The sequence below is a fragment of the Staphylococcus hominis subsp. hominis genome (assembly GCF_002901845.1).
GTDB classification, from domain to species: Bacteria; Bacillota; Bacilli; order Staphylococcales; family Staphylococcaceae; genus Staphylococcus; species Staphylococcus hominis.
The window spans coordinates 113,862-129,474 of the sequence record NZ_PPQE01000025.1 but is presented as its reverse complement, the minus strand read 5'-3'; the positions used below and the strand labels follow the sequence as shown (position 1 = coordinate 129,474).

Annotated in this window: 15 protein-coding genes; 5 read left to right on the top strand and 10 right to left on the bottom strand. The window is 30.2% G+C overall.

Going from position 1 to position 15,613, the window contains the following annotated elements; genetic code table 11:
• Positions 1 to 3 precede the first annotated feature (3 nt).
• From CD034_RS02200 to CD034_RS02190, 3 genes are all read right to left on the bottom strand, one after another.
• Positions 4 to 960 carry an ABC transporter ATP-binding protein gene (locus tag CD034_RS02200; protein ID WP_002449069.1) on the bottom strand — a complete coding sequence of 319 codons (957 nt, stop codon included), beginning with the start codon at positions 958 to 960 and terminating at the stop codon, positions 4 to 6.
• 189 nt (positions 961 to 1,149) lie between these two features.
• The gene (gene recQ, locus CD034_RS02195; protein WP_103288096.1) at positions 1,150 to 2,928 is read right to left on the bottom strand and encodes a DNA helicase RecQ; all 1,779 of its coding nucleotides are present in this window, start codon (positions 2,926 to 2,928) and stop codon (positions 1,150 to 1,152) included.
• A gap of 13 nt (positions 2,929 to 2,941) precedes the next feature.
• Positions 2,942 to 4,822 (bottom strand): ABC-F family ATP-binding cassette domain-containing protein, encoded by a 1,881-nt coding sequence (locus CD034_RS02190; protein WP_049418629.1) that lies wholly within the window; start codon positions 4,820 to 4,822, stop codon positions 2,942 to 2,944.
• Positions 4,823 to 4,933: 111 nt separating this feature from the next.
• On the opposite strand from CD034_RS02190, the gene CD034_RS02185 reads away from it, so the two are divergent.
• On the top strand, positions 4,934 to 5,752 hold the full coding sequence (locus tag CD034_RS02185) for a ZIP family metal transporter (protein WP_103288095.1): 819 nt from the start codon (positions 4,934 to 4,936) through the stop codon (positions 5,750 to 5,752).
• A 291-nt stretch (positions 5,753 to 6,043) separates the two neighbouring features.
• Here the strand turns inward: CD034_RS02185 and ltaS are convergent, their stop codons facing one another.
• The 7 genes from ltaS to CD034_RS02150 form a co-directional block, all read right to left on the bottom strand.
• Entirely contained in the window at positions 6,044 to 7,981 is a 1,938-nt protein-coding gene (gene ltaS, locus CD034_RS02180) for a polyglycerol-phosphate lipoteichoic acid synthase LtaS (RefSeq protein ID WP_002449089.1), read from the bottom strand.
• A gap of 406 nt (positions 7,982 to 8,387) precedes the next feature.
• Positions 8,388 to 9,392 carry a 5-oxoprolinase subunit C family protein gene (locus tag CD034_RS02175; protein ID WP_002449095.1) on the bottom strand — a complete coding sequence of 335 codons (1,005 nt, stop codon included), beginning with the start codon at positions 9,390 to 9,392 and terminating at the stop codon, positions 8,388 to 8,390.
• Complete coding sequence (locus CD034_RS02170) at positions 9,392 to 10,096, bottom strand: 5-oxoprolinase subunit B family protein (protein WP_002449065.1); 705 nt, start codon at positions 10,094 to 10,096, stop codon at positions 9,392 to 9,394. The genes CD034_RS02175 and CD034_RS02170 overlap by 1 nt, the downstream gene beginning before the upstream one ends.
• A 41-nt stretch (positions 10,097 to 10,137) precedes the next feature.
• Positions 10,138 to 10,344 (bottom strand): hypothetical protein, encoded by a 207-nt coding sequence (locus CD034_RS02165; RefSeq protein WP_002449078.1) that lies wholly within the window; start codon positions 10,342 to 10,344, stop codon positions 10,138 to 10,140.
• 53 nt (positions 10,345 to 10,397) lie between these two features.
• The gene (locus tag CD034_RS02160; protein ID WP_103288094.1) at positions 10,398 to 11,006 is read right to left on the bottom strand and encodes an aminotransferase class IV; all 609 of its coding nucleotides are present in this window, start codon (positions 11,004 to 11,006) and stop codon (positions 10,398 to 10,400) included.
• The gene (locus tag CD034_RS02155) at positions 11,007 to 12,149 is read right to left on the bottom strand and encodes a chorismate-binding protein (protein WP_002449090.1); all 1,143 of its coding nucleotides are present in this window, start codon (positions 12,147 to 12,149) and stop codon (positions 11,007 to 11,009) included. It lies immediately after the preceding gene.
• Complete coding sequence (locus CD034_RS02150; protein WP_002455637.1) at positions 12,133 to 12,726, bottom strand: anthranilate synthase component II; 594 nt, start codon at positions 12,724 to 12,726, stop codon at positions 12,133 to 12,135. Before CD034_RS02150 ends, CD034_RS02155 begins: the two co-directional genes overlap by 17 nt.
• A gap of 331 nt (positions 12,727 to 13,057) precedes the next feature.
• On the opposite strand from CD034_RS02150, the gene queC reads away from it, so the two are divergent.
• From queC to CD034_RS02130, 4 genes are all read left to right on the top strand, one after another.
• On the top strand, positions 13,058 to 13,735 hold the full coding sequence (gene queC, locus CD034_RS02145) for a 7-cyano-7-deazaguanine synthase QueC (protein ID WP_002449071.1): 678 nt from the start codon (positions 13,058 to 13,060) through the stop codon (positions 13,733 to 13,735).
• Positions 13,732 to 14,151, top strand: coding sequence for a 6-carboxytetrahydropterin synthase QueD (gene queD / locus CD034_RS02140; protein ID WP_103288093.1), 420 nt, complete (start codon positions 13,732 to 13,734; stop codon positions 14,149 to 14,151). The genes queC and queD overlap by 4 nt, the downstream gene beginning before the upstream one ends.
• Positions 14,151 to 14,867, top strand: a complete 717-nt coding sequence (gene queE / locus CD034_RS02135; protein WP_049335036.1) for a 7-carboxy-7-deazaguanine synthase QueE — start codon at positions 14,151 to 14,153, stop codon at positions 14,865 to 14,867. Before queD ends, queE begins: the two co-directional genes overlap by 1 nt.
• 108 nt (positions 14,868 to 14,975) lie before the next feature.
• Positions 14,976 to 15,584: a hypothetical protein gene (locus CD034_RS02130; protein WP_002449079.1), complete on the top strand. Its 609-nt coding sequence runs from the start codon at positions 14,976 to 14,978 to the stop codon at positions 15,582 to 15,584.
• The last annotated feature ends 29 nt before the right edge of the window (positions 15,585 to 15,613 follow it).

The window sequence follows — 15,613 nt, the reverse complement described above, 5'->3', positions numbered from 1 at the left end:
GTTTTAACCCTCCTTATCATTTTTAGATAGATAGTCAAAAACATCTTCTCTTCTTAATAATGACTGTGTTAAAGCATGATTATTTTCTACAATGACTGCTTCATGTTTAGCAAGTATCTCGTAAATATCTTGAAGTTTCATACTATCTTTTATAATTGGGTATCCTTGTTTTTCGTCATATTCAGTAAGTGTTCTTGTAAGATTTAGATCGGAGATTTTTGAATTATTGATATCTTTATGCAAGTGATCGCCCATAAACTCTCGAACAAATTGATTTCTAGGATGCTCTTGGAATCCTTCAGGTGTGTCAATTTGTTCAACACGACCATCATTTAATAAACAAATACGATCTCCTAATTTCATTGCTTCTTGTATATCGTGTGTTACAAAAATAATTGTCTTTTTAATTTTCGTTTGTAATTCTAATAAATCATCTTGTAATTTTTCTCTACTAATGGGGTCTAACGCACTAAAAGGTTCGTCCATTAATATTACTGGAGGATCAGCTGCTAATGCTCTTACCACGCCTACACGTTGACGTTGTCCTCCCGATAATTCATCTGGTTTACGATCTCGGTATGTATTTGGATCTAATCTAACCATATCTAATAATTCATCTACACGTCGATGAATATCTTTGTCTTTCCACTTTTTCATTTGAGGAACTTGTGCGATATTTTCTTTAATCGTCATATGCGGAAATAATGCGATTTGTTGTAGTACATATCCAATATCCCAACGCATCTCATAAACTGGATAATCACTCACTGGCTTATCTTTAAAATAAATGTATCCTTCACTTAACGGTATTAATCGATTAATCATTTTTAAAGTAGTTGTTTTTCCACAACCTGAAGGTCCGATTAAAATAAAAAATTCTCCTTCATTAATTTTAAAACTCACATCATCAACTGCAACATTCGTTCCATAACGTTTTGTTACATTTTTAAACTCTATCATCTTGTCACCTTCATTTCCTTCACATCACTATAAAATTTATATTGCTTATTTTCTATTAAATCATGTTTATTGATAAATTCATACTTAATAGATTTAAATACTAATTATTTTTTAACAATAAAAAATAAAACAACTTAAAACATTTTTCTAGCTTCTAAGTTGTTTTATTAAGTCATATTTAATTTTTTGTTAGATATTCGTTTTATATGATTGGATTGTTTCAAGAAATTTAGGACAATAATGTTTTAACTTATAGCTTCCTACACCATCTATCGCAATCATTTCTTGTTTAGATTCTGGTTTACGTTTAGCAAACTCTTCTAATGTATAGTCAGAAAAAATACTCACAGGCGCAATATTCAACTTTTCACTTAATTGACGGCGAACTTCTACTAATTCACTATATAAAGCACGATCAACGCCTTCTATTGTATTAATGAAAACTTTTTCCTTACTTTTATGTTTAAATGGCGTCGTATACACTGTGACATCATTATTCAATAATTCTTTCACACTTTCATCACACGTTAGAATTTCATTATATTCATTTAAAAAGCCTTTAAACCGTAACTCATCAATTAAATGACTTAACTCTGAAGTAGTATAGTCTTTCATCAATCCATGTGTTGTAAGTTGATGATAATGATTGTATTTAATATAATCACTTAATTCTCCACGTAACACTTGAATAATAACATGATAGTTTTCTTGTTGACGCATGCGTGCGATACAACTAATAATCATTTTTGCTTCATTGGTCATGTCATAAGTTTTATTTTGTTGAATGCAATTACTACATTGACCGCATTCCTCTAGACGCGCATTCGGTTCAAAATAATGTACAATTGTCGCTTCTAAGCACTTTTTCGTTTTAGTATACTGAATCATTTTAGTTAGTTTCTCGCCCATTTTATCTTTATAATCATCATCTGCTTGCGAAACAGTAATAAAATATTCATGTAATCCTTTATCTCTTTCACTAAATAATAAAATACATTCACTTTTTAAGCCATCTCGTCCTGCACGACCCGCTTCTTGATAGTATGATTCAAGATCTCCAGGCATGTTGTAATGAATAACATAACGAACATTAGATTTATCAATACCCATTCCAAATGCATTTGTTGCGATAACAACGTTAATACGATCGTATACAAAGTCATTTTGAGCTTCTTCTCTTTCTTTATTTGTTAAACCTGCATGATAAATAACAGAAGCAATATTTATAGATTCTAGAGATTCTTGTAATTCTTCTACTTGTTTACGCGTAGAACAATAAATAATACCTGCTTGATCTTTATGAGCTTTAGCATATTCAATAACAAATTTTTGTCTTTGATATGTCGGATTTACTTTAAAAATGAGATTACGTCTTTTGGTACTTGTTTTAATTTCATCTTCTTTTCGGATATTTAATTTTTCCATAATATCCTGTTGAACTTCGGCCGTAGCTGTAGCTGTAAGAGCTACAATCGTAAAATCTTGAGGTAGTGTAAACACTTTGTTTATGACGCTTTGATAACTAGGTCTAAAATCATGTCCCCATTTTGAAATACAGTGAGCCTCATCAAATGCAATTAAGTTAATATCAATTTGACTAAGCAACTTTAAAAAATAGTTACTTTCAAAACGTTCAGGTGCCACATATAAAAATTGAATGCCTTCAGTGATTAACTTATTTTCAATCTCAGATTGTTGTTTTTTATTTAAACTACTATTTAGATAGGCTGCTTCGATACCCATTGCTTTTAACTGATCCACTTGGTCTTTCATTAAAGAAATCAATGGACTTATTACTATCGTTGTACCACCTAACATTAAACCAGGCACTTGATAACATATTGATTTACCACCACCTGTAGGCAAGACACCTAATACATTATGATGATTTAATATTTTAGAAATTATCTCTTTTTGACCTGGTCTAAACGTATCATAACCAAAATAATGTGACAAAGTTGCTTCCATACTTACATTCCCCTTATTGCTCTTTTATTTCTTCTAATTCACTCCATCTCGTGATGTCTACATCATATGATTGCTCTAGATGTTCTTTTTCTTCATTTAATTCTTTTATTTTAGCGTAGTCAGCGCTCGCTTCTACCATTTCAGTATCAATCTGCTCTAGTCTATGTTCTGTCGTTTCAATACGTTCCATTAGGGCTTCATATTCACGTTTTTCTTTATAAGACAGTCCCGTCTTTTTACGAACGTTTGATTTAGTTTTAGGTTGTTGAGCTTGTTTTTCAAGTATATCCTGTCGATCTTTTTCTTTTTTATAGGCCTCATAATCTTCGAATGTTCCAATAATACGTTCTAATTGGCCATCGTGAATATACCAATATTCTTGTGCTACTTTATTTAAAAAATAACGATCATGACTTACTGTAACTACTGCCCCTCCGAATGTACTAATGTAGTCTTCTAAAATTGTTAATGTTTCAGTATCAAGATCATTGGTTGGCTCATCAAGTAACAGAACATTAGGTTGATGAACAAGCAATCTTAACAAATATAATCGTTTTTGCTCTCCACCTGATAATTTATAAATCTTTTTACCATGAGTAGCACTCGGAAATAGAAATCGCTCTAACAATTGAGTAACTGAAACTGAAGTACCATCTTTTTCTTTTGCCACTTCACTTTCTTCTCTCAAATAGTCAATCATACGTATGTCTCTATCCAAAGTTTCTTCTGTTTGTTTAAAATAAGCTATTTTTACAGTTTGGCCAACTTTTAATTCTCCAGAATAATCAGTATCATCTTGATTTAAAATATTTAACATTGTCGTTTTCCCTGCACCATTTGGGCCAACAATACCAATTCTTTGACCACTTTGAATAATTTCAGTTACATCTTTGAATAATATTTTATTTTGAATCTTTTTCGTTAAATGATCTAACTCAAATACTTGTTTGCCTAATCTAGAATAAGCAAGATTGAGTTGACCTTTATCTTTTTGATGATGAGATTGAACTTCTGTCTCTAAATCATTAAATCGATTAATTCGAGCTTGTTGTTTTGTCGTTCTTGCTTTTGCGCCTGTACGCATCCACGCAAGTTCTTGTTTATAAAGTGCTTTTTGCTTTTCTTGTTGTTTTTGTTCAATCACTTCATTTTCAGCTCTCATTGCAATGTAATCTTCATAGTTTCCTGGATAAGATTTAAGTTTTCCTCTATCTAATTCCACAATACGTGTAGCAATCTCATTTAAAAAATAGCGATCATGTGTCACAAATAAAACTGTATGTGGATATTGCTTAACATAGTTAATTAACCAATTAATTGATTCAAAGTCTAAATGGTTTGTAGGCTCATCTAACAATAACAAATCAGGTTGTTCAATAAGCGTCTTAGCTAAGACAACACGTTTTTGTTGTCCCCCTGATAATTCTTTAACTTTTTTAGTCGTATTATTAATACCTAATTTTGATAAAATAGTTTTAATTTCAGCATTGTAATCCCATGCATGGTGTTGATCCATAAGTTCTTGAGCTTCCATCATTTTTTTAAAATTCGCATCGTTTTGATGTTCTGTATATATAGTCACAGCTTCTTCATATGTTTTAATAATACGTAAAGTATCTGTATCGGAACTTAGAACAGCTTGAAATACTGTCATATCACCATTTAAATGTTGCTTCTGTGAAGAATAACGAATGCGATACTGATTAGGATGAGTTATATCGGCTGAAAAATCTTCATCTAAACTACCAATGACTTTTAATAAAGTACTTTTACCAGTACCATTTATACCTACAAGTCCAATTTTTTCATGTTCAGAAATAGAGAGATTTAAGTCATCAAAAATAACTTTATCAGCATATGATTTATTTAGTTGTTCTATTTTATACGCTTCCATATTTTTACTTCCTTTTTAATATCGAAATTTCAATATATTTCTGATAAGCTTAATTCAGTTCTATATATTATACACCTTTTTAATGCTAAATGATATAAGGAGAAAATAGATATGATAGACTTTTTCGAAAATTTACCACCTTATCTTCAAGCACTTAGTGCCGGTATTATTACTTGGTTATTAACCGCTTTAGGTGCTGCATCAGTCTTTATTTTTAAGACTGTAAACAAAAAAATTCTAACTTCTATGCAAGGTTTTGCCGCTGGAATTATGATTGCTGCAAGTTTTTGGTCTTTATTACAACCTTCCATTGATTATGGTACAAATGGTCATTTACCTGCTTGGTTACCTGCTGCGATTGGTTTTATTCTAGGTGGTGTGTTTATTAGAGGACTTGATGCAGTCATTCCACATATACACCAAAAAATCGGTGATAAAAGTCAATATCGAGAAGGCGTTAAAACTTCTTTAAGTAAAAATGCTTTACTAGTATTAGCTATCACTTTACACAATATTCCTGAAGGTTTATCAATTGGTGTAGCATTTGGTGGAATTGCAACTGGAAATGGACAAGCTACCTTTTTTGGAGCCCTTGGTTTAGCAATTGGTATTGGTATTCAGAATATTCCAGAAGGAGCTGCTTTGTCCATGCCGATTAGAGCCGCTGGTGCAACACGTTTTAAAGCATTTAATTATGGTCAAGCATCAGCAATAGTAGAACCTATTTTTGCAACTATAGGTGCCATTGCAATTATTTTTATCACTCCAGTACTACCTTATGCATTAGCTTTTGCAGCAGGAGCAATGATTTTTGTAGTTGTAGAAGAGCTTATTCCTGATTCTCAATCGGGTAATAATACAGATTTAGCTACATTAAGCTTAATGCTTGGTTTTGTAATAATGATGATATTAGACGTATCATTAGGATAATTAAATTAAAGAATAAGCCTGAGACATAATAAATTGTTTTAGGCGTTTTTTATATATTGGCAGTCAATTCTAGTCTCGGAACTCCAACATAAAAATTTTCAATAAGAAAGTCTACGTCTAACGCAAGTTAAGAATACGTTGCCACAATAAAACGACGAATTCAAAATGAATTCTGTCACACTCCCTTTCTTTTTTGTTTATTTTTAATGCAACTATAAAAAACCCGTAGATAAAACTTATCTACGGGCATTTAATATAGAATGTTTATTTTACACACTCTCTAATATTGAATTATTTTTGATTTCCATAAGGACCTATTTTGTAGTCATATTTTGACGGATTAATTTTTTTGAAATCTGGATTATTGTAGAATCTGAATAGGTCACCATTTAATACGTCGTCACTCATTTCTAAATCTTTTTCCACCTGTTTCTTATTTTTTTCTAAATCTTTAGGTGGCGTTGTTATTAATTCATTATTTTTATTTGAATATACTTTACCATTCACAAATTTATAATCTTTTGTGATGAAATCACCATTACGGAATGGAATCACATCATTATGATCTTTAGATAACATATCTGTACCCAACATTAAATAATTCTTCGAGTCAATACCAACTAAATGTAAAATAGTAGGCATAACATCCACTTGTCCAGCATATGTTTCATCTACAGTCCCATTTTTACCAGGAATTTTTAACCAAAAGCCAGTACGATTTAAATCTGTGAATTTAGCTGGTGTAATTTGCTCACCCAGTAATTTTTCCATTGCATTGTTATGGTTTTCAGAAATACCATAATGGTCACCGTAAATCATAATAACTGAATCATCATATAATCCTTTAGTTTTCAAATCATTAATATACTGTTCTAAAGCTTGATCTAAGTAATGCGCCGTTTGAATATATCCATCTACAGTAGAATCGCCTGTATTCGGCTTATCAATACTTGCATCTTCTGAATTTAAAGTAAATGGATAATGGTTAGTTAATGTAATTAAATGGGAATAAAAAGGTTGTTTCATTTTAGATTGATATTCTGCTGATGCTTTAAAGAAAGGTTTATCTTTTAACCCTAAGTTCACGACATTTTCATCCGACATATCGTAATATGTTGCATCGTAAAATTTATCTATACCAAAATGTTTATAAATTTGATCACGGTTCCAAAATGTTTTGTAATCCCCGTGCATAACATCAGAAGTGTAACCTTCTTTTTGATCTAAAATTGCTGGTAAAGATTGATATGTGTTATCTCCTTTTAATGAATACGCAGATCCTTGAGGTAAACCATATAAACTATTATCCATTGTAAATTCTGAATCAGAAGTTTTACCTTGTCCTGTTTGATGGAAGAAGTTTGGATAATATCTAAAGTCATCGTTACCAGTCGATAATTTATTTAAGAAAGGTGTAACTTCCTTACCATTTACTTTTTTATTAATTAAAAATGTTTGAAAACTTTCCAAATGTATTTTTATGATATTTTTCTTCTTAGCAATACCATAATATTCAGGGTTTGGTTCCGTATTTTTTTGTTTCGTATAATTTAAAACACGAGTTAAATCATCTTCAGAAGCCAATGCTTTTTGTTGATTGTTTTGAATCGTTTTAACACCATCATATACAGTAAAATTATATGGTCCTAAATATTTAACTAAATATTTGTGATCAAATGTACGAGTTAATAATTCAGGTCGATCAGTTTCAGCAAAAGCTAAGTTTAAAAAGAACAATGCAATTGATGCTGCCATCACTACTGGTACAAACTTTTTACTAAATACACGTTTGTCTAACCAACTTCGTTTAAAAATTAAAATAAACAGATATACAATCGTATCTAAGAAATACACAAAGTCATACCATTTAAAAGAGGCACTTACTGCGCCCCCCATCGATTCAACGTTACTCGCTTGATTTAATGTACTAAACGTTAAAAAGTCTGAGAAGAACCTAAAATAAACAACATTAGCATAGAGTAAAAATGTTAATAAGAATCCTCCAATAAAAATAAACCAATATGCTTTCTTACCTTTAAAGAACAAAAAGATACTTAAAATAAGCGCGATTAAACTATATGGATTCATCAATAGTATTAAATTTTGAACTAATCCTTTAACACCTAAAGAAAAATCTACATAGTATGAGAAATACGTTTTCAAGGTTACTGTAAATACAGTCATTAAGAAAAACGCAAAAAGACTTATTTTTCTTTTGTGTAAACTCATGAATGTTTCCTCCGTTTATAGTTATTCAAATACGGCCATTTACAAATGCTATTTTTAAAATTTAATATATTTTAAAAACAATAAAATTTTTAATTATCATTTAATAAAAGAACATTTTTTATCACTACATTTAATTGTTAACTATTTATTAAAAAAATACGAATTTTGTAATATTTTTGTAATAATACTTCATAGTTCAATATATAAATATAAAGTATTTTTACTTATTTATCAAGAAAAAGCTCAAGTTCAGCCTTCCCATTTATATACCTAATCATTTCTAAACTGTTAAACTGATTGATATATTATAACGCCTAATCTATTCAATTTAATCAGACTATAGTCCTATACCTTTACATTAAAAAATATCATTAAAATATTAATGTTCAATATTTTGATGATATTTTTATTTTAACATTTCTAATTGCATTCGAAATTCGATACCATGAAATAATTGATTCGTCCAATTACTAAACTTCACAGTATTTTTTTCAGCCGTTTCAATATCTATAAATTGAAATTTCAAACGAGATCCTTGTGGTTTTTGAGCTAGTTTAGTCAAATGATAGCTTGCTATAGTACCTATTTGTGGATAACTTCCAATAGTATAATGATCATTTAATAAAATAATAGGTGTACCATCACGTTTTACTTGAATAGTGCCCTTTTTTACTGGTTGATACTCAGGCATATCTTCATAATAGGCTTTGATACTAGGACCCTCTAGTAACATCCCTACACGATTAGACTTATTCGTTACTTTGTACTCTCCATGTACAAATGTTTGTTGTGTATCAGTATCAAAATCATTTGTTCCTTTATTAGCAATGACATGAAATACATCAGAAACGTAATTAAACGATAAAGCATAACCATCAATTCCCCAACTTGTTGTTCGCTGATGTGCTAAATTTTCAAAAAGTTTACGATGTCGTGATGTATAATCACGTTTCATTTCAATTTCATCGCCTTCTTGAATTGTTCTCCCCTGAAATCCTCCAACACCAATATTTAAATCTGTTGAAGTTGAATTTAACCAAGAATCTAATTTAAATCCTCCTCCAATAGCTAAATAAACACGGGATGTTGTACTCGTTTCTTTGAAAGACAATACTTCTCCTTTTTCTACTAAATACAATTTATAAGGTTTAATTTTCATATTTTCTGTACACGCTTCAAAGTGATGACCTGTTAAGGCAATTAAAGTAGGCTCTGTGAATCTAATTTTCGCCATAATATGTGTCATTTCTAAAGTTGCTTCGTTTTTATCATTTGCTACAAGACGATTCGCAATTTCATGTCCTAATGTATCTAATGCACCGCCAGGGATGACTCCCTCATATTCATACCCTTGGCGTCCAAAGTCTTGGAACGTGCTAAAAAGTCCAGGTTTTTCTATTATGATTGACATTATTTAAAATCTCCTAATTCAGTATCATTTGGGTTTTTAGGATGAAATAAGACATTATCTCCTAATTTTAATAAATTAAAGTGATCGCGCTCTGGTGAAAATAATTTAATTGGGGTATAGCCAATGACTAACCAATCGTTATAAGTATCTGTCGTTACAATGCCACATTTTTTCCCTTCAATAATGACAGAACCTGCAGGCACTCTTTTTTTCTTCTGACTTGTATGATTAACATATAATTTTTCATTCATTCCTGTTAAATAAGGAAAGCCTGGGGAGTATCCCATCATAGAGACAAAGTAATGTGATTTTGAATGAAGTTGAATAAATTCCTCTTTAGATAGACGATAGTATTTTAATAGAGCCTCTAAATCAGGTCCAAATTGATCACCATAAACCACAGGAATATTATGAAAATGACACGCTGTTTGTTTATTTTCGATATGTTCTAATTCAATTTGAATTGAATTTACAAGTGCCTTCATATATTGAAATGGCGATGAAATATTATAATGCTTAATCATATCTCGAGCATCATAACAAATCATCATACTAGACTCTGTAGGTACAATATCAGTGATGAAAGGTAAGTCTTTATTTAATAAATGTGTACGTACAGCAATTAAATTTTTAGTTACATCTTCAGCGACTTCTTGTTCAATATCTATAATAATCGCTTGGTCTCCTTGACTATAAATTTTCATTATTGCACCTCTTATTACATTCTAAATTATTTGAATCTATCTTATTGATGATAAAATAAATTTAATAAATGCGTAGCATATGGCATGATGGATTGAATTAAAAGATATACTAGTACAAATTGAAACAACACAGTCATTGTTCCTACAATGCGCGGTAGCATAATTAGATTATGCTTCAAATATCGATTGATTATATATTTACTTAAACTATTGAGTAATACGATAAGTATTAACCATAATAATGTCATAACCTTCTCCATTATTAACTAAATTAAATTTCACAATATCTATCAATTGTATTTTATATATAAATAGATACCTGAGCAACTTCACGTAGACTATTCAGTAAATAAACTTCTACTTCTTCATTTTCCAGTTTGATCATTAATTCATCTTTAGTATAATCTTTCACCTTAAGTTTATGATTTTCTAATAAACTTTCTCTCATACATCCTCGTAAAAAATCTTTATTATATCGTGGCGTATAATAGTTTCCATTTTCTTTAATCATAATATTTCCAATATCAAATTCTAAAATTTTGCCACTATCATCATACAGTAGTATCAAATCTGTTTCATGATTATGCGTTAAATATGCTCTTTCTGTTGTTTTATTTATAATGAATTTTTGTGGATAATCACTGTTAGATTTTTTAAAATGTGCAGTAAAAATGTCTTTAGAAGATAATGGCTGAATAACGTGAGTGAATTGTCCATCTTTATCAATTTCTACTTTCAAACGATATAAGCGGTCATTATAATTTTGTTTTAAATTTTCAATATAACTATACCAAGCATTCTCTGAAAACTGAAAACCTAATTGTGAACAAGAATGACATAGTCGACGCGTATGATAGTTTAACCTTGGTATATGACCATGATTAAGTTGCATTGTTTCAAATAATTTCAATCATAACTCCTCCAATATTTTGGTTTTGTCTCGAAATTCTTGAATTTCATTTAATGGAACAGAATCAATGGTAATTCCCGCACCTACACCGTAAAGAGCCATATTATTTCGATATTCTACTGTTCTAATTGGAATGTTAAAAATCATTTTATCATCTGGTAACAATAAACCTATTGTGCCGCAATAAATATATCTTGGACTGGTTTCTAAGTGTTTGATATAAGTCATTGTACTTTGTTTAGGCGCACCAGTGATCGATCCACATGGAAACATTGCTGTTAAAATCGAATGAAGAGATATAGCATCTTCTAGTTGCCCTGTTACCATACTTGTCATTTGATATACGGTTTGATACGTTTCAATAAAGAACAATTTATAAACCTCGATGGTTCCAGTTTTTGAAATCCTTGACATATCATTACGTAATAAATCAACAATCATTACATTTTCTGCTCTATCTTTATGAGAATACATTAATTTTTCATAATTCAACTGATCTTCTACACTAGTTTTCCCACGTGGCATTGTTCCTTTCATCGGCTTACTAACAATCACGTTTGCTTTATCGTTAAATGTACCTTTTTGAAAAAATAACTCTGGAGAAATTGACGCAACTTTTACTTCTTCAGTATCTAATAAAGCTGTATAGCCACCGTTATTGTTGTGAGTCAAATAGGTATATAACATTGAAATAGGATAATGCACTTTACTGGATAAACGAGTAGTATAGTTAACTTGATAAGTATCTCCTTCTGTAATAGCTTCTTGTATTTTAATAATTTTTCTTCTCATTTGTTCGTCACTTTCTTGGAATTGAAAGTGATGTACTGAATGATATTGTATATTGTCCTTATTATTATCAGAGTTTAAGGGTTGATTAAAAGCGTATGCAGCAGCATATACTTCTTTTTCTATTAAGTGATACGTTTCTAATTGATTATTAAAAAATGGCGCTGATTCATAAGTTAAATATAACGCTACATAATGCCCCTTTGTCTGTTGTTCTTCAGCAAATTGAATAACTTCACCTACTTCTTCTAAAGAATAGGCAATTGATTTTGAAATATATTGATCAAATCGCAATTGATAATCGATGTAGTCATCTTCGTTAGTATAATAACGGTAATTAAACGTAATATTCATGTATTTTTCCTACTTTCTCTATAAAGTATTGAATCTGCTGATGACCATATTCACTTAATATAGATTCAGGATGATACTGTACTGCAAAAATAGGTAGGGTATCATGTTCAAATGCCATCATAATACCTTCATTATTTGTAGCTGTAGTATTTAATTGAGAAGGTAATTGTTGCCTATTAGCAATTAAGGAATGATAACGCATGACATTAAAATTTTGAGGTAAATGTTTGAAAAGTCCTTTGCCTGTATGGATTATAGGTGTTGTATGACCATGAACAGGCTTTGGTCCATGAATAATTTCTCCTCCATAATATTCATAGATGAGTTGAAACCCTAAACAGATACCTAATATAGGTACCGATGAGGCATATCTATCTAAAACGCTTTTTAAAATTGGATAGTCACTTGGTTTTCCCGGACCTGGAGAGATGACAATAGCCTCAATTGTTAATTCTTCAAGTAATGCTACAGTCACTTCTGTTACCTTTAATACCTCTACACAATGAGAGGTTTCTATTTTTATGTAATCAATCAAGTTATATGTAAATGAATCATTATTATCTATGACTATAATCATAATTATTCCAACCTTCAAAATAATATATTTAAAATACAATTTTTATATAAGCGCTTACTTTAATATTCTATAAACTAGCACTTGATTTTAAGATATGAATATATTAAGCTATCTATCGTATAATTCGAATATAAAGAGGTTCCTAGCTGAAACCCTCTATAAAAAACTAGACCTTTGTAGAAATATTTATATATACTTTTTAATGTACATATGTTCTACATATTTTAAGTCTATCTTTTTATAGAGATAGGCTTTTTTTATATTTTATATCAAATGTTTTCATTCTATTTCATCATAAATTAAAAATATTAACTTTTAAAGGAGAAACGTTATGCCAAACAGTGTTTTGAATTCTGAAAAAGCAATTGTTGTGTTTAGTGGTGGTCAAGATAGTACAACCTGTCTTTTCTATGCCAAAAGACATTTTAAAGAAGTTGAACTTGTCACATTCAATTATGGGCAAAGACATAATACAGAAATCGAAGTAGCTTCTAAAATAGCAAAAGATCAAGGGTTGAAACATCATATTTTAGACATGTCTTTACTATCCCAACTTACTCCAAATGCATTAACAAAACATGACATGACAATTGAGACAGGGGAAGATGGTATACCAAATACTTTTGTACCTGCTCGTAATTTATTATTTTTATCATTTGCTGGGGCTCTTGCCTATCAAGTGAATGCGAAACACATCATTACTGGTGTATGTGAAACAGACTTCTCTGGTTACCCAGATTGCCGAGATAGTTTTATTAAATCTATGAATGTCACACTTAGTTTATCTATGGATAGAGATTTTGTTATTCATACACCCTTAATGTGGTTAGATAAAGCGCAAACTTGGGAACTCAGTGATGAATTAGGTGTTCTCAATTATGTGCGTCACAATACGCTTACATGCTACAACGGTATTATTGGAGATGGATGCGGAAAATGTCCAGCTTGTAAATTAAGACAACGTGGACTTCATCAATATTTAGAACAAAAAGGAGATGCGTCATTATGATACAACAAGTTTATCCTACAGTGAATCACCCTTATACATTTGAATTAAATAAAGATTTCAATTTTTCAGCAGCACATTTTATTCCTAGTGAAGATGCTGGAAAATGCATGAGAACACATGGACATACTTATTTTGTTAACTTAACTATTGTTGGAGATGCACTCGACCATAATGGATTTTTAATTAATTTTAGTGAATTAAAACGATTGGTCCATGACCAATTTGATCACTATTTATTAAATGAGTTACCTCAATTTAAAGATAAAAGTCCTTCTACTGAAATTGTGGCACAGACAATTTTTGAAATCGTACAAGCTCATCTTAACAAGTATGACAATAAACCTAAATGTGTACAAGTTTATTTACGTGAAACACCATCAAGTTATGTTGTCTATCGTCCAAAGGAGATTAAATAATGCCTTCAAAAATACCAGTTTTAGAAATTTTCGGACCTACTATTCAAGGAGAAGGACGAGTTATAGGACGAAAAACAATGTTTGTCCGCACAGCAGGATGCGATTATCGTTGTAGTTGGTGCGATTCCGCCTTTACGTGGGATGGTAGCGCTAAAGATGATATAGAGTTATTAACTGCTCAAGACATTTATGATCGTTTAAAAGAAATTGGCGGTAATCAATTTGATCATGTCACTATTTCTGGAGGTAACCCTGCATTAATCAAAGGGATTCAAGATTTAGTAGATTTATTTGAAGAAAAAAATATTTTTACGGCATTAGAAACCCAAGGCAGTAAATTTCAACCTTGGATGCGACAAATTAACGATTTAACAATTAGTCCTAAACCGCCAAGCTCTAATATGGTGCCTAATTTAGAAATATTAGATAGTGTCATAGAACAATGTATACCATCAACATTGAACTTGAAAGTAGTTGTTTTTGATAAAGAAGATTATCAATTTGCTAAAATGATTCATCATCGTTATCCTAATATTCCATTTTATTTGCAAGTAGGAAATCCCTATTTAGATGATGATGTTGAATATCATACCGAAAAATTACTTGGTCGCTATGAAACTCTTGTAGACACAGTAATGAATAGCAGTGATATGAATCATGTGTATGTTTTACCTCAGTTACATACATTGTTATGGAGTAATAAGAAAGGTGTATAATTAGTAAATTATAATAGAATAATATTTATTAAGTGTTTTGAAATGATTAAGTTTATTTTAATTGCTATAATATTTTAATGAACTACACACACGTGATAGGAGTACAACATGATTATATATGTATTTATTAATATAGCCATTACCATATGTGTTCTGGGCTTTGATTTATATCGGCATCATTTCAAACAACTAACGTTTAACTCCGTTCTATTATCCATTGTTATCAATGCTATTATTAATAGTGTTGTGATTGAAAAGTTCAATTTTATAACATTTGCTTCAATTATATTTTTCTTAAGTTGGACAATCTTACAATATTATTTAAATCGTAAACATATATACTTAATGATTTCAGAGTATAAATCTCTTGCATTCATTTTTGCAATTATGATTAGTTGCTCATTATTTATCACTTTTGAATCTAGCGACCAATCAGTCTATATGTCTATTCCTTATTTAGCTCCAGCTATATTTATCATAGGCTTAAGCATTGATTTCATAAGTACTTTTTCAAAAAATGAAATGAATCATCTTAAATTTTTGAGTAAGCTACAACACCCTATTATGATTGGTCATACAATTATTATTATTTCAATTATACTTTTGACTTTATTAACATCATTTTGGTATATCTTCATAATTATTTATGCTTTATTTGATATATATTTATTATGGCAACTAAAACATAATAATTTTGAAAATGACTTAAAAAAATAAACATGTAAGAAGCTATGATGTAAGAGCTT

Bases quoted from the DNA above. Each gene is read 5' to 3' on its own strand.
- CD034_RS02200 (WP_002449069.1), bottom strand. From the start codon at position 960: ATGATAGAGTTTAAAAATGTAACAAAACGTTATGGAACGAATGTTGCA.
- recQ (WP_103288096.1), bottom strand. From the start codon at position 2,928: ATGGAAGCAACTTTGTCACATTATTTTGGTTATGATACGTTTAGACCA.
- CD034_RS02190 (WP_049418629.1), bottom strand. From the start codon at position 4,822: ATGGAAGCGTATAAAATAGAACAACTAAATAAATCATATGCTGATAAA.
- CD034_RS02185 (WP_103288095.1), top strand. From the start codon at position 4,934: ATGATAGACTTTTTCGAAAATTTACCACCTTATCTTCAAGCACTTAGT.
- ltaS (WP_002449089.1), bottom strand. From the start codon at position 7,981: ATGAGTTTACACAAAAGAAAAATAAGTCTTTTTGCGTTTTTCTTAATG.
- CD034_RS02175 (WP_002449095.1), bottom strand. From the start codon at position 9,392: ATGTCAATCATAATAGAAAAACCTGGACTTTTTAGCACGTTCCAAGAC.
- CD034_RS02170 (WP_002449065.1), bottom strand. From the start codon at position 10,096: ATGAAAATTTATAGTCAAGGAGACCAAGCGATTATTATAGATATTGAA.
- CD034_RS02165 (WP_002449078.1), bottom strand. From the start codon at position 10,344: ATGACATTATTATGGTTAATACTTATCGTATTACTCAATAGTTTAAGT.
- CD034_RS02155 (WP_002449090.1), bottom strand. From the start codon at position 12,149: ATGAATATTACGTTTAATTACCGTTATTATACTAACGAAGATGACTAC.
- CD034_RS02150 (WP_002455637.1), bottom strand. From the start codon at position 12,726: ATGATTATAGTCATAGATAATAATGATTCATTTACATATAACTTGATT.
- queC (WP_002449071.1), top strand. From the start codon at position 13,058: ATGCCAAACAGTGTTTTGAATTCTGAAAAAGCAATTGTTGTGTTTAGT.
- queD (WP_103288093.1), top strand. From the start codon at position 13,732: ATGATACAACAAGTTTATCCTACAGTGAATCACCCTTATACATTTGAA.
- queE (WP_049335036.1), top strand. From the start codon at position 14,151: ATGCCTTCAAAAATACCAGTTTTAGAAATTTTCGGACCTACTATTCAA.
- CD034_RS02130 (WP_002449079.1), top strand. From the start codon at position 14,976: ATGATTATATATGTATTTATTAATATAGCCATTACCATATGTGTTCTG.